12 protein-coding genes are annotated in these 13,468 nt (G+C 70.0%); 7 read left to right on the top strand and 5 right to left on the bottom strand.

The features are described 5' to 3' along the window. Positions 1-17: 17 nt before the first annotated feature. Positions 18-1,052: an SIS domain-containing protein gene (locus ADY59_RS21190; protein WP_049564707.1), complete on the bottom strand. Its 1,035-nt coding sequence runs from the start codon at positions 1,050-1,052 to the stop codon at positions 18-20. 126 nt (positions 1,053-1,178) lie between these two features. Here ADY59_RS21190 and ADY59_RS21185 point away from each other — a divergent pair, with 126 nt between their 5' ends. From ADY59_RS21185 to ADY59_RS21170, 4 genes are all read left to right on the top strand, one after another. Further along, positions 1,179-1,919: a GntR family transcriptional regulator gene (locus ADY59_RS21185; protein WP_231618818.1), complete on the top strand. Its 741-nt coding sequence runs from the start codon at positions 1,179-1,181 to the stop codon at positions 1,917-1,919. Positions 1,920-1,943: 24 nt separating this feature from the next. Continuing rightward, the gene (locus tag ADY59_RS21180) at positions 1,944-3,266 is read left to right on the top strand and encodes a PTS transporter subunit EIIC (RefSeq protein ID WP_049564704.1); all 1,323 of its coding nucleotides are present in this window, start codon (positions 1,944-1,946) and stop codon (positions 3,264-3,266) included. Between the two features lie 65 nt (positions 3,267-3,331). Next, the gene (locus ADY59_RS21175) at positions 3,332-4,624 is read left to right on the top strand and encodes a PTS transporter subunit EIIC (RefSeq protein WP_049564702.1); all 1,293 of its coding nucleotides are present in this window, start codon (positions 3,332-3,334) and stop codon (positions 4,622-4,624) included. A gap of 153 nt (positions 4,625-4,777) precedes the next feature. Beyond that, positions 4,778-5,155: an Rv3235 family protein gene (locus tag ADY59_RS21170; RefSeq protein WP_049564700.1), complete on the top strand. Its 378-nt coding sequence runs from the start codon at positions 4,778-4,780 to the stop codon at positions 5,153-5,155. 88 nt (positions 5,156-5,243) lie between these two features. On the opposite strand, the gene secA is transcribed toward ADY59_RS21170, so the two are convergent. Next, positions 5,244-8,033 (bottom strand): preprotein translocase subunit SecA, encoded by a 2,790-nt coding sequence (secA, locus tag ADY59_RS21165; protein ID WP_049564698.1) that lies wholly within the window; start codon positions 8,031-8,033, stop codon positions 5,244-5,246. A gap of 225 nt (positions 8,034-8,258) precedes the next feature. Between secA and ADY59_RS21160 the strand changes: the two genes are divergently transcribed. The 3 genes from ADY59_RS21160 to ADY59_RS21150 all read left to right on the top strand — a co-directional run bounded on the left by ADY59_RS21160 (position 8,259) and on the right by ADY59_RS21150 (position 10,658). Then, entirely contained in the window at positions 8,259-8,519 is a 261-nt protein-coding gene (locus ADY59_RS21160) for an HGxxPAAW family protein (RefSeq protein ID WP_049564696.1), read from the top strand. A gap of 109 nt (positions 8,520-8,628) precedes the next feature. After that, a complete protein-coding gene (locus tag ADY59_RS21155) occupies positions 8,629-9,849 on the top strand; it encodes a winged helix-turn-helix domain-containing protein (protein ID WP_082310278.1) in 1,221 nt (406 codons plus the stop codon). Between the two features lie 485 nt (positions 9,850-10,334). Further along, entirely contained in the window at positions 10,335-10,658 is a 324-nt protein-coding gene (locus tag ADY59_RS21150; RefSeq protein ID WP_049564692.1) for an STAS domain-containing protein, read from the top strand. Between the two features lie 6 nt (positions 10,659-10,664). On the opposite strand, the gene ADY59_RS21145 is transcribed toward ADY59_RS21150, so the two are convergent. From ADY59_RS21145 to hpf, 3 genes are all read right to left on the bottom strand, one after another. Next, the gene (locus tag ADY59_RS21145; protein WP_156325628.1) at positions 10,665-11,063 is read right to left on the bottom strand and encodes a hypothetical protein; all 399 of its coding nucleotides are present in this window, start codon (positions 11,061-11,063) and stop codon (positions 10,665-10,667) included. A gap of 527 nt (positions 11,064-11,590) precedes the next feature. Further along, positions 11,591-12,289 carry a response regulator gene (locus tag ADY59_RS21140; RefSeq protein ID WP_082310277.1) on the bottom strand — a complete coding sequence of 233 codons (699 nt, stop codon included), beginning with the start codon at positions 12,287-12,289 and terminating at the stop codon, positions 11,591-11,593. Between the two features lie 172 nt (positions 12,290-12,461). Further along, complete coding sequence (gene hpf / locus ADY59_RS21135; RefSeq protein WP_049564689.1) at positions 12,462-13,124, bottom strand: ribosome hibernation-promoting factor, HPF/YfiA family; 663 nt, start codon at positions 13,122-13,124, stop codon at positions 12,462-12,464. Positions 13,125-13,468: the final 344 nt, after the last annotated feature.

Raw genomic sequence — 13,468 nt, 5'->3', positions numbered from 1 at the left:
TAAACGACGCTGTGTGATCAGTCCGTCTGGGTCACCTTGTTGAGGCCGCGCGGCGCGTCGGGGTCGATGCCCAGTCGCCTGGCCAGCGCCTCGGTGAGCAGCTGCCCGGGGACGATGAGCCCCATCGGCGCCAGCCATTCGGGCAGGTCGGGGCCGTTGAGCGCGGCCGTGCCCGCCCGGGCCAGCCCGTCGCCGCCGCCGATGGTGAAGGCCGCCGCGCCCGCCGCGACGACCCGCTCGGCCAGCGCCACCGTGCCCTGCAGCGTCGGGCTGTTCTCAGCGGCGACCAGCAGCGCCGGGGTGTCGGCGTCGACGACCGCGATCGGCCCGTGCAGCAGGTCGGCGTACGACAGGCCCATGGCGTGCAGGTAGCAGGCCTCCTTGAGCTTGAGCGCGGTCTCCAGCGCCGTCGAGAACGCCATCCCGCGCCCGGACACCACCACGCCCGGCTTGTCCGCCAGCCCCTCCACGACCGCGTCGAGGTCGCCGGGCTCGGCGATCAGCTTCTCCACCGCCTCCGGAACCCGCCGCAGCTCGTCCGCGTCCACCTCGGCGCCGAGGCCCAGCGCGAGCACGGCCAGCGCGGCGAGCTGCGTGGTGTAGGTCTTGGTCGCCGGCACCGCCTTCTCCTCGCCCGCGACCGTGCACAGCGCCAGGTCGGCCACCTGCGCGAGCGGGCTGGCGGCGCCGCCGTTGGTGATCCCGACCGTACGGGCTCCGCAGTCCTTCGCCCAGGTCAGCGTCTCCACGATCTCCTCGGTACGCCCGGACTGGGAGATGGCGACGGCCAGCACGCCGTCGAGGTCGAGCTTGCGCTTGTAGGTGGTCGCGATGGACGGCGCGGCCAGCGCGGACAGCCGCCCGGCGTGCGACTCGACCAGGTAGCGGCCGTACACGGCGGCGTTGTCGGAGGTGCCACGCGCGATGAACAGCAGCTGGCGGGTCTGCTCGCCCAGCGCCTTCACCTCGCCGACCCTGGGGAGCAGGGAGTCGAGCGTGGCCCGCAGCGCCTCCGGCTGCTCGGCGATCTCGCTGCGCATCTTGGTGGTCATCTCGTGTTCATCCCTCAACTGTTACCGTTCGGACTTGACCCTGTTTTGCGTCTTGTGGTGGTCTAGTCCGGACTAGACCAGTACGAACCATAGCCCATGACCCAGGTCAGATCGAGGGGAGGATCCGTGGCGCACATCGATCCGGACAGCCCGGTGCCCAAGTACTTCCAGCTGCGCGAGATCCTGCTCGACCTCATCGACAGCGACGAGCTCAGCATCGGCGCCGCGATCCCGTCCGAGCGCGAGCTCTGCCAGCGTTTCGGCCTGTCCCGCATGACCGTGCGGCAGGCCGTCGACCATCTTGTCTCCGAAGGGCGCCTGCACCGGGTGCCGGGCAAGGGCACGTTCGTCGCCCGGCCCAAGATCGAGCTGGCGCTCCAGCTCACCTCCTTCACCGACGACATGCGGGCCCGGGGCATGGTGCCCGGCTCGCGCGACCTCGACCGGCGGATCGTGCGCGCCAGCGCCCACCTCGCCAAGGAACTCGGCATCCAGCCGGGCGAGGAGGTGCACTTCATCGAACGCCTGCGCACCGCCGACGGCGAACCGCTGTCGATCGAGCGGGCGCACATCCCGGTCAAGCTCGCCCCCGACCTGTCCGACCACGACCTGTCCGGCCGCTCGCTCTACGAGCTGCTGGAGAGCCGCTACGGGCTGGTCATGGACGCCGGCGAGCTCACCATCGACGGCGGCATCGCCGACCCGAGCGACGCCGACCTGCTCAAGCTGGCCCGAGGCGGCGCCGTGCTGCTGCTCCAGCGACGGTCCTTCTCCGGCGGCGTCTGCGCCGAGCTCGGCGTGTCCACCTACCGCGCCGACCGCTACCAGCTCCGCACCATTCTGGAAATGCCCGCAAGACGGGGTTGAGGGCCCGACCCGGAGGAACTCCCGGTGAACGAGACCACCGCCGCCCGGCCTTCGCCGTTCGCACGCGTGATGAACGTGCTTCAGCGGATGGGCCGCTCGCTCATGCTGCCCATCGCCGCCCTCCCCGTGGCCGCGCTCCTGGTGCGCTTCGGCCAGTCGGACATGCTGGGCTCCAACGGCGCCGAGCCGGGCGGCCTGGCCGACGTCGCCGGGTTCGCCTGGATGAACGACGTCGCCCTGGTCATGGAGGCCGCCGGCGACGCGCTGCTGGAGAACTTACCGATGCTCTTCGCCGTCGGCGTGGCCATCGGCTTCGCCCGCAAGGCCGACGGCACCACCGGCCTGGCCGCCGTCGTCGGCTACCTGGTCTTCGACCGGGTGACCAAGGTGATGTTCGCCGGCTCCGGCATCCGCGACACCGTGATCATCCGGGAGGCGCAGGACCAGGGCGTCGCCGAGGTCATCGACTTCGGCCTGCAGAACCCCACGAAGGTGCTCGGCGGCATCCTCATGGGCCTGGTCACCGCCCTGCTGTGGCAGCGGTTCCACCGGATCAAGCTGCCGTCCTGGCTGGCGTTCTTCGGCGGGCGGCGGTTCGTGCCGATCATCACGTCGTTCGCCGCGCTGCTGCTCGGGGTGGTCATCGGCTGGGTGTGGCCGATCCTGGGCGAGTGGATCGGCCACGCGGGCGAGGCGCTCACCACGCTCGGGCCGCTCGGCACCGGCCTCTACGGGCTGATCAACCGGCTGCTCATCCCGCTCGGGCTGCACCACTTCGTCAACTCCATCGTCTGGCACGTGGTGCCGCAGTGCGACGTGGGCGGGCGGGCGCTCGGCGGCGACTGGAACTGCTACTTCGCCGGCGACCCGTCGTCCGGGCAGTTCATGGCCGGGTTCTTCCCGATCATGATGTTCGCGCTGCCGGCGGCCGCGCTGGCCATGTGGCGGGCGGCTCCGGCCCATCGGCGCACGGCGGTGGGCGGCATCATGCTGTCGGCTGCGCTGGCCTCGTTCGTCACCGGCATCACCGAGCCGATCGAGTTCGCGTTCATCTTCGTCGCGCCGGTGCTGCTCGTGGTGCACGCCCTGCTCACCGGGCTGGCGATGGCGCTCACCACGCTGCTCGGCGGGCAGCTCGGCTTCGGCTTCTCGGCGGGACTGCTGGACATGGTGCTCAACGCCAGCAAGTCCAACACGCAGAACTTACCGGGCATCCTCCTGCTTGGCGTGATTTATGGGGTTGTCTACTACGTGGTGTTCAGCTTCCTCATCCGCCGCTTGAACATCATGACCCCCGGCCGCGAACCCGAACCCGACGTCGACTCCGGCGAGCCCCGCGACCCCTAGCGTCGTTTTCCGCCCCCCGCCGCGTGGTAGGAACCGACAGACCCCCGTGACGTGCGGGGGGATGCATGACCAGCAAGGGCGGCTCGGCGTTCGCGGTGCTGCAGCGCGTCGGCCGCTCGCTCATGATGCCCATCGCCGTCCTGCCCGCCGCCGGTCTGCTGTTCCGCTTCGGCCAGGACGACCTGCTCGGCAAGGACGGGCTCGGCGGCGCCTGGCCGTGGCTGCTGCCGGTCGCCAACGTGCTGGCGGCGGCCGGTGGCGCACTCTTCGACAACCTGCCGCTGCTGTTCGCCATCGGCGTCGCGATCGGCTTCGCCCGCAAGGCCGACGGCTCCACCGCCCTGGCCGCGCTGGTCGGCTACCTGGTCTTCGACCGCGTGACCAAGACGCTGTTCTTCGAGGCGGGCGGCGGCGCCGTCTACGACCGGGTCATGATCACCACCTTGCGGGACGGCGTCCCGGTGCCCGCCCTCGACCTGGCCGCCGCCAACCCCACCGGCGTCCTCGGCGGCATCCTCATCGGCCTGGCCGCCGCCCTGCTGTGGGAGCGCTTCTACCGCGTCAAGCTGCCGTCGTGGCTCGCCTTCTTCGGCGGTCGCCGGTTCGTCCCGATCATCACGGCCGTCGCCGCGCTCCTGCTCGGCGTCGTGCTCGGGGTGCTGTGGCGGCCCGTGGCCGACTGGCTGGCCGTCGCCGGCGACTGGCTGTCGGCGCACGGCACGGCCGGAGCCGGCATCTACGGCCTGGCCAACCGCCTGCTCATCCCGCTCGGGCTGCACCACGTCCTCAACACGATCGTCTGGTTCACGCTGCCGGAGTGCCGGGCCGGCCAGCACGGCGCCGTCCGCGACGCGGCGGGCGACCTGAACTGCTACTTCGCCGGCGAGCAGGGCGCCGGCATCTTCATGACCGGATTCTTCCCGGTCATGATGTTCGGCCTGCTGGGAGCGGCCATCGCGATGTGGCGGGCCGCACTCCCCCACCGCCGCGCGGCCGTGGGCGGCATCATGCTCTCGGCCGGGCTCACCTCGTTCGTCACCGGCATCACCGAGCCTCTGGAGTTCGCGTTCATCTTCGTGGCCCCCGTGCTGTTCGCCGTGCACGCGGTGCTCACGGGGCTGTCGATGGCCCTCATGGCCGAACTGGGCGCCCGCCTCGGCTTCACCTTCTCCGGCGGCGCCATCGACCTGCTCCTCAACGCCAGCAAGTCCAACACGCACCGGGTGGACCTGATCATCCTGACCGGTCTGGTCTACGCCGTCGTCTACTACGCGCTGTTCACCTTCCTGATCCGGCGGCTGTCCCTGCCCACCCCGGGGCGCGAGGTTGAGGACGCACCCGAGCGATCCGCGTCCTGACCCGAAAGGCCGCCGACCCGCTCCAGCTTCCGGTGACCTTCTACGCCGGCCGCCGCATACCGGGACACGCATCGAGGAAGTTGGCGGCGGATGTATCTGCCGTCCGCGCCGAAACCTCCTAGTACCGATCTGTCGCCCCCTGTTGGAGGACCCATGCCTTCGCACGACACCCACGGATCGCTGGCCCTGACCTCCCACCCCCTGGTGTGGGGCGCCCCCGGCGCCCCGCCCGACGAGCGCAGGCTCCGGCAGCTCGGCCAGGCCCTGGCGGAGGTCCTCGCGGGCCGCCGGCCGCCGGAGACGCTCGTCGACCGGCTCACCGACCGGGCCTACCGGGAGCTGGTCCGGGCCGGCCGCATGATCGACACACCCCGGCCGCCCTTCGTGGGCGTCCCCCACGTCAAGGAGCCCCGAGACGGGGCCATCGAGATGTGCCTCCTGGTCCACTGCGGCGACCGCAGCCGCGTCCTGGCCGTACGGCTGGAGCGGCGCGGCGTCCAGTGGCTCTGCACGGACTTCGAGACGGCCTGAAGCGGCCCACCCGGCTGCACGGCACGCAGCCCCGGGCATGGAACGGCCCCCGCTCCGATGAGGGGCGGGGGCCGTTCCGGGGAGACCGTCAGGCGGCGTTCTTCGGGTCGCCGTGGCAGCGCTTGTACTTCTTGCCGGACCCGCAGGGGCACGGCGCGTTGCGCTCGACGTTGCCGTAGGCGGCGCGCTCGGCCGCGGTGCTGACGCGGGTGCGCTCCACGTCGCCCTGCTCGCCCGGCGCGGTGTATTCGAGCTCGGCCGGCCGGTCCGGACCACGCAGCCCGCGGGCGATGATGGACCGGGTCTCGGTCATCATCGGATCCTCGACCTCCTCGACGATGGGGTTCTCCTGAACCTCCACCTCAAGGTTGAACAGGAACCCGACCGAGTCCTCCTTGATGCCCTCCAGCATCGCGGCGAACATCTCGAAGCCCTCGCGCTGATACTCGATCTGCGGGTCCTTCTGCGCGTAGGCCCGCATGCCGATGCCCTCGCGCAGGTAGTCCATCTCGTAGAGGTGCTCGCGCCACTTGCGGTCGAGGACGGAGAGGATGACCCGGCGCTCCAGGTCGCGGGTCGCCTCGGCGCCCCACTCCTCCTCGCGCCTGGCGTACGCCTCCAGCGCGTCGGCCTTGATCCGCTCGCTGATGAGGGCGGCGGTGAGCTCCTCGCGCCCGCCCACCTCCTCGATCAGGTCCTCGAGCTTGAGCGTGACCGGGTAGAGGCCGGAGAAGGCCTTCCACAGCTTCTCGAGGTCCCATTCCTCGGCGAAGCCCTCGGAGGTGGCGCCGGCGACGTAGCCGTCGATGACCTCCCCGATGAAGCCGCGCACCTGGTCGTGCAGGTCGGCGCCCTCCAGGACGCGGTGGCGCTCGGCGTAGATGACCTTGCGCTGGCGGTTCATCACCTCGTCGTACTTGAGAACTTCCTTGCGGATCTCGAAGTTCTGCTGCTCGACCTGGTGCTGGGCGGAGGCGATGGCCTTGGAGACGATGCCGGACTCGATCGGCTGCTCGTCGGGGATGTTGAGGCGCGTCATGATCATTTCGACTCTGGCCGAGTTGAACAGGCGCATCAGGTCGTCGCCGAGCGACAGGTAGAAGCGCGACTCGCCGGGGTCGCCCTGACGGCCGGAGCGGCCGCGGAGCTGGTTGTCGATGCGGCGCGACTCGTGGCGCTCGGTGCCGAGCACGTACAGGCCGCCGAGCTCGGTGACCTCGTCATGCTCGGCCTTGACCTGGGCCTTGGCCTTCTCCAGGGCTTCGGGCCAGGCCTTCTCGTATTCCTCCGGGGTCTCCAGCGGGTCGAGGCCGCGCTGGCGCAGCTCGGCGTCGGCGCGGAACTCGGAGTTGCCGCCGAGCATGATGTCGGTGCCTCGACCGGCCATGTTGGTGGCGACGGTGACGGCGCCCCTGCGGCCCGCCTCGGCGACGATCGCGGCCTCACGCGCGTGGTTCTTGGCGTTGAGCACCTCGTGCGGGACACCGCGGCGCTTGAGCGCCTTGGACAGCCGCTCGGACTTCTCGACGGAGGTGGTGCCGACGAGGACCGGCTGGCCGGCCTCGTGGCGCTCCTTGATGTCGTCGACGACCGCGTTGAACTTGGCGTCCTCGGTCTTGTAGACGACGTCCGGCTGGTCCTTGCGGACCATCGGCCGGTTGGTGGGGATGGGCACCACGCCGAGCTTGTAGGTCTGGTGGAACTCGTTGGCCTCGGTGACGGCGGTGCCCGTCATGCCCGACAGCTTGTCGTAGAGCCGGAAGTAGTTCTGCAGGGTGACGGTCGCCAGGGTCTGGTTCTCGTCCTTGACCTTGACGCCTTCCTTGGCCTCGATGGCCTGGTGCATGCCCTCGTTGTAGCGGCGGCCGTGCAGGATGCGCCCGGTGAACTCGTCGACGATCAGGACCTCGCCGTCGGAGACGATGTAGTCCTTGTCCTTCTTGAACAGCTCCTTGGCCTTCAGGGCGTTGTTCAGGAAGCCGACCAGGTGGGTGTGCTCGGGCTTGTACAGGTTGTCGATGCCGAGCCAGTCCTCGACCTTGGCGACGCCGTCTTCCAGCACGCCGATGGTGCGCTTCTTCTCGTCGACGATGTAGTCGCCGGTGCTCTCCTCGCCGGGGTTCTTGGCCTCGACGCCCTTGCGCAGGCGGGGCACGATCTTGGCGAACTCGGCATACCACTTGCCGGACTGCTCGCCGGGGCCGGAGATGATCAGCGGCGTACGGGCCTCGTCGATGAGGATGGAGTCGACCTCGTCGACGATCGCGAAGTTGTGGCCGCGCTGCACGCACTCGTCCAGCGACCACGCCATGTTGTCGCGCAGGTAGTCGAAGCCGAACTCGTTGTTGGTGCCGTAGGTGATGTCGGCCTGGTATTGCTTGCGGCGCTCGTCGGGCTGCTGCCCGGAAAGGATCATGCCGACTTCGAGGCCCAGGAAGCGGTAGATGCGCCCCATGTTCTCGGCGCCGACCTTGACCAGATAGTCGTTGACCGTGATGACGTGCACGCCCTTGCCGGAGATGGCGTTGAGATAGGCGGGCAGAGTACAGGTCAGGGTCTTGCCCTCACCGGTCTTCATCTCGGAGATGTTGCCCATGTGCAGGGCCGCGCCGCCCATGATCTGCACGTCGAAGTGCCGCTGGCCGAGCACGCGGCGGGCCGCCTCGCGCACGGTCGCGAACGCTTCGGGAAGCAGATCGTCGAGGGACTCGCCATCGGCGTAGCGCTGTCTGAACTCGTCCGTCATCGCGCGCAACTCCGCGTCGGACAGGCTCGTGAAGTCGTCCTCGATGGAGTTGACCTGGTCTGCGATCCGCTTGAGCTTGCGCAGAGTCTTGCCCTCGCCGGCACGTAGGATCTTGTCGAGAATGGCTGCCACTTTATGTAAAGCTCCTCGCAGGTCTTCCCCGGCGGCGCCGCCAGGAGGAGAGGCCGAGACAAACTTCCCCGTAGCCATCGTAGGCGGTTCTGCAACCAGACACAGCCACCGTGGCGACAAGGGCGCGTACCACGTCTGGGAGAATGGGGGGCTAGGCAGAGAGTATGCCGGTTGACCGCCGGTTCGCACCGATAAACGGGATTTCCGGCAAAGGAAGGATTTGTCATGGTTGAGGGGCAGAAGTCGGAGCAGACCGAGAACCTCGGCAGCCACGGCGGCCGCGCGTCCTCGTGGCTCGCCGTGACGGTGATGCTGGTGGGCACCATCGTGGGCGGCTTCGGTCTCACCGCCGCCAACTGGCCGATCGTGTGGGTCGGCGTCGGGCTCTTCGTCGTGGGCGGCATCCTCGCCCTGGTGTTCGACATCTTCACCGATGTCGTGATCGACGCTCCCCGGGTGGGCATGCGCGCCGAAGACCACCGCTGACCTTCAGGGCCCATCCCTCGGGCCCGTCAGCCCCCGAAACGGGCATCGAACTTTCTGTCGGTGCCCCTCGCTAGCATTCCGGCATGCTTCGCCGTACGGAATGGCCACTATGACCGCCTTGTCCCCCGAGGAGGCGCGCCGCCTCATCCTGCGCGCCCAGGGCTTCGTGGGCGCGGACGCGCGCCGGGGCGGGACTTACGCGATGCTCCGCCGGCTCGGCGCGGTCCAGCTCGACACGATCTCGGTGCTCGCCCGCTCCCACGAGCTGGTCGCCTACGCGCGCCTGGGCGCGGTGGGCCGTCAGGCCGTCGAGCGCGCCTACTGGCACAATCCCGCCCAGAGCTTCGAATACTGGTGCCATGCCGCGTGCATCCTGCCCATCGAGCACTGGCCGCTGTTCGCGTTCAGGCGCCGCGCCTACCGGGATCGCCGCTACCGCTGGCACGAGGTGCCCGACCACGTCGACAAGCTGCTCCAGCAGGCGCGCGACTCCGGCCCGCTGACCACCTCCGACGTCGGCGGCGCCAAGAACGGCGGCCCCTGGTGGGACTGGTCCGACTCCAAGATCGGCCTGGAGTGGCTGCTCGACATCGGCGAGCTCGTCTGCGCCCGCCGGGTCGGCTGGCGCCGCGTCTACGACGTCGCCGAGCGCGCCGTCCCCGCCGCCCTCCTGGCCGAGGACCTCACGGACGAGGAGTGCATCACCCGCCTGGCCGCCATCGCCGGCCGCTCCCTCGGCGTCGCGACGCGCGGCGACCTGATCGACTTCCTCCGCCTCACCGGCCGTCACAGCGCCATCCTCGACGAAGCCCTGCTCAGCGGCGCCGCCGGCCTCGTCCCCGTGCACGTGGCGGGCTGGCCCTCCGTCAGAGCAGTCAGATCCGGCAAATCCGTCCCGGCGAGTTCGGCCCCCAACGCCTGGGCCGACCCCGCCGCCCTGGAGTCCGAGCCGCGCGGCCGCCACCGCACCACGCTGGTGTCGCCGTTCGACTCGCTGATCTGGCACCGCGGCCGCACCGAGCGCGTCTTCGGCTTCAACTACCAACTCGAGCTGTACGTCCCCAAACACAAGCGGGTGCACGGCTACTTCACCATGCCGGTGCTGGCCGGTGGCCGCCTGATCGGCCGCGTCGACCCGGCCCGCGAAGGCTCCACCCTGGTCGCCAGGCAGCTCAGCCTCGAACCCGGCCTGACCAGCGCCAAATGGGTCGACGCGCTGCGCGAGGCCCTCTGGTCGGCGGCCGAGTGGGTGGGCTGCGACACGGTCCGCGTCGAGCGCACCGACCCGCCGGAGCTCGCCCCCCTGCTGACCATGACCGGCGGGGCCTGACCGAGACCGAACGGTTTCCGGAATTGCCTGACTCCGGAAACCATGGGTTAGGCTCAAGGCACCGAGGACACCTCGCGCGTTGGCACCCAGGTCGGCGTCGCCCCCGGCGAAGCACCGCTATCGGGCCCGCTCCGCGGGGCCGGAGGGCAGGCGAGCATGACGCCGACGCTCACCTCTCGTCCAACGCCGCCGACCACAGCCTCCTCAGCCCCACCCGGCACCGATCACACGCGAGGTTCCGATCGGCGCCCAGCGTCCCCGGGGAAGGGCGTCGCGCCGCAGGGCGACGATCGCAGGCCCGTGATGCCGGCAGGCGGCTCGCCCCCTTGACCGGGCGGCGAGAGGACCATCGCCGGCCAGCACGCCGGCCCGCCCACCCATGCACCGTCCGCAGGCCCGGATGGAGCGATTCGCCCAGTCAGGCGACCGACCGCTCTCCGGCCCCGGCACCTCATCCCATCTCACTTCTCCGAACGGAGACATCCATGACCGTCATCGACACCGCCCCGCTCAACAGCGTCCGCCCGCCGGTTCCCACCACCGTGCGCCTGTCCGGCGAGATCGACCTCTTCACCAGCCCGGCCCTGCGCCAGCGGCTGTGGAACACCCTCAGCCACAGCAACGGCCTGCTCGTCCTGGACCTGTCCCAGGTGACGTTCTGCGACGCCGGCGGGCTGGCCGTCCTGATCGGCACCCAGAGCCGCGCCAAGGCGCGCGGCATCACGGTCGCCCTGACCGGCCTCCGGCCGTTCATGACCCGGCTGCTGCGCATCTCCGGCCTGACCTACCGCTTCCCGATCGTGCCCTGACGCTCGTCAGCGCGGCGACAGGACGAGGATCGCGTCGTCGTCCGTGAGGGCGCGCAGGCGCAGCCGCATGTCGTTGATCCGGCCCGGCGTGTCCGGCCGGACGGTCAGCGCTCCCACGTCGTGGCAGCGGCCGTTGTCGCACGAGCTGCTCACGCTGATGCTCATCCCCCGCACGCTCAGCCCTCCGGAGGAGCCGCGGAGCTCGATCCGCACCCCGTCGCCGTCCAGGGAGGCTACGGTGAGCCGGTCCACACCGTGCCGCTCGTCCACCGCGAACCGGTCGCCGGCCTCCACCCTGACCTCGCAGTCCGCGTCCCGGCAGGCCGCCAGCTCGCTCCCGTCCCGAGGTGCGGCCTCCACCGCCTGAGCCCCCGGCGACGCCGCCCCCGAATCCGGCACACCCACCGAACCAGGGGTGCCATCCGTACCCCGAGTGCCCGGGGTGCCAAGGGTTCCGTCCGCGCCGGAGGTTCGGCCCGGGGCCGGTGTTCCGGCCGGACCTGGGGTCCCGGCCGAGCCCGTGGTCGTCGGGGCGGAGCAGGCCGCGAGGGCCGTGAGAGCGGCGAGGGCCGTGAGAGCGGCCAGCGCGGTCGCGGCGGAGGCTCGGGCGGGGATCGGCATGGGTCTCCTCGGGCCGGGGGGAACGTGCGCGTACGTCACCCGGCCCGCGCACGACCCGGCTGACTCCACCCGAGGTTGTGCCCGGTCGCCGAGGACCCCGCCCGCCTGGAGGCCCCACTTCCAGCCACACCCGCCGCACCCGCCACACGGCCACACCGGCACACACCAGCCGTACCCGCCACACGGCCGCACCGGCCGGGCCGGCCGCTCGTGCAGCACTCGCCGTGCAGCCGTACCCCTCGCTCCCGCCGCGTCAGCCGAGGACGGGCTGGGGTGGCGCGTCGGCCGGAGGTGAGGAAGGGGGTGCGGCTCTAGGTGATCTCCAGCATGCGTTCGCGTACCGCGTAGACCACGGCCTCCATCCGGGAGTGCAGCTGCAGCTTGTCGAGGATGTTGCGGACGTGGTTCTTGACCGTGTTCTCGGAGATGAACAACTGCTTGGCGATCTCCCGGTTGTTCATGCCCTTGGCCACCAGGCGCAGCACCTCCATCTCGCGCTCGGTCAGCCTGGGGACCGGGAGCTGGGGCGGGCGCTCGCTCTCCTTGCGGCTCATGTTCGCGAACTCGCTGATGAGCTTGGCCGCCATCGCCGGGTTGATCAACGACTGCCCTTCGTGCACGCCGCGCACCGCCGCCGGGACGTCGTTGATCTGGACGTCCTTGAGCAGGTAGCCCGTCGCGCCGGCCTTGATGGCCTCGAAGAGGTCCTCCTCCTCGTCGCTGACGGTCAGCATGATGATGCGGGTGCTCGGGACGGAGGCCTTGATGCCCTTGGCGGCCTCGATCCCGTCCTGGCGGGGCATGCGAACGTCCATCAGGGCCACGTCGGGCATGAGGCGGTCGGCCAGTTCGACCGCCTCCTGCCCGTCGCTCGCCTCGCCGACCACCTCGATGTCTGGTTCCGCGGCCAGAGCCAGCGCCAGGCTCCGCCGGATCAGCTCGTGATCGTCCACGATCAGCACGCGGATCGGCTCGCCGCCTGCGGGCCGGGGCTCGCCGGACTCCGTCACGAAGCCTCCCAGATCCGCCTCGCGACCGCTGTGTACGCGCTTCGCTCGCTCAACTGCGCCTGACTGAGCTCGCTCACGTCTCCTCCTCGTCGGGGGGCCAGAGCCGTCGGACCGCCATGATGACACGGGAACCGCGGTCCGGGGGTGGTCGAGAAGATCTTTTGGGCCGTGATCAGGGCTCCACGAGCCGCAACACGCCGTAGTTGTAACCGCGCCGGTTGTAGACGACGCACGGCTGGCCGCTCTCCTTGTCACGGAACAGATAGAAGTCGTGCCCGACCAGCTCCATCTCCAGCAGAGCCTGATCGATGGTCATGGGTTCGGCTTTGTGGTACTTCTCCCTCACGATGAGCGGCCCGTCGCCGTCCATCTCGATGGGGACGATGTCGTCGTACTGCTCGTCGTCGGGCAGCCGGTCCGCTTCGGGCTCGGGCTGCGCGGGGACGGCGGCCGGCTGCTGCGGTGGGGCCGCCGGCAGGTCGGGCAGCGTCGCGGTGATCTCCGCCAGCGAGGGCTGGCTGTGGTTGCCGTGATGGACCTTGCGCCGGTCGGCGAGCCGCCGGAGACGGCCTTCCAGCTTGTCCATGGCGAGGTCGAGGGCGGCGAATCGGTCGTCGGCGGAGGCCTCTGCGCGGATGGCGGGCCCTCGCGAGTGAATGGTGAGCTCGACGCGCTCACGCTGGTCGGCGAGGCGCGGGTTGCGCTCCTTCGACACCTCCACATCGACTCGGATGAGTTTGTTGTCCAGACGTTCGATCCTGGCCAGCTTGGTCGTCACGTGGTCGCGGAACCGCTCACTCACTCCTGTGTGCCGGCCCTTGACGATGATGTCCATGCAACAGCCCCCCTTCGGTCTAACGACTGAGAAAGAGCGCCCGACGACGTGCATGCCGGGCGGGGTCTTCTGTCTGCCTCTCTGTCACCGTTACCCTCTTCCGCCGACTCGTCACCGGGAACTCGAGTGGCACCCGCCCGGCCGACCTGGTCTTCGACCCCACATTCGCCTGCTGAGGATTTCGCAGCTCTATTGCCACTACTGCCCTTCTCTCCTGACGGGGGACATCTGGACCCCCGGGGAGGCAGGACTTACCCCTAAGCCGCACCGTGATCGGTCGACAAAGAGTCGCCTTACGTGGACCGTTTTGCCTGCGGCTGGCATCGGCTAGCGGAGCCGGGAGC

Origin of the sequence: Nonomuraea sp. SBT364, assembly GCF_001083785.1 — a bacterium.
Taxonomy (GTDB): domain Bacteria; phylum Actinomycetota; class Actinomycetes; order Streptosporangiales; family Streptosporangiaceae; genus Nonomuraea.
This window is presented reverse-complemented; position numbering and strand designations above follow the sequence as displayed.

Coding starts and splice junctions, on each gene's coding strand:
- ADY59_RS21150 (WP_049564692.1), top strand. CDS start 10,335: ATGACCGTCATCGACACCGCCCCGCTCAACAGCGTCCGCCCGCCGGTT.
- ADY59_RS21170 (WP_049564700.1), top strand. CDS start 4,778: ATGCCTTCGCACGACACCCACGGATCGCTGGCCCTGACCTCCCACCCC.
- ADY59_RS21155 (WP_082310278.1), top strand. CDS start 8,629: ATGACCGCCTTGTCCCCCGAGGAGGCGCGCCGCCTCATCCTGCGCGCC.
- ADY59_RS21175 (WP_049564702.1), top strand. CDS start 3,332: ATGACCAGCAAGGGCGGCTCGGCGTTCGCGGTGCTGCAGCGCGTCGGC.
- ADY59_RS21190 (WP_049564707.1), bottom strand. CDS start 1,052: ATGACCACCAAGATGCGCAGCGAGATCGCCGAGCAGCCGGAGGCGCTG.
- ADY59_RS21160 (WP_049564696.1), top strand. CDS start 8,259: ATGGTTGAGGGGCAGAAGTCGGAGCAGACCGAGAACCTCGGCAGCCAC.
- hpf (WP_049564689.1), bottom strand. CDS start 13,124: ATGGACATCATCGTCAAGGGCCGGCACACAGGAGTGAGTGAGCGGTTC.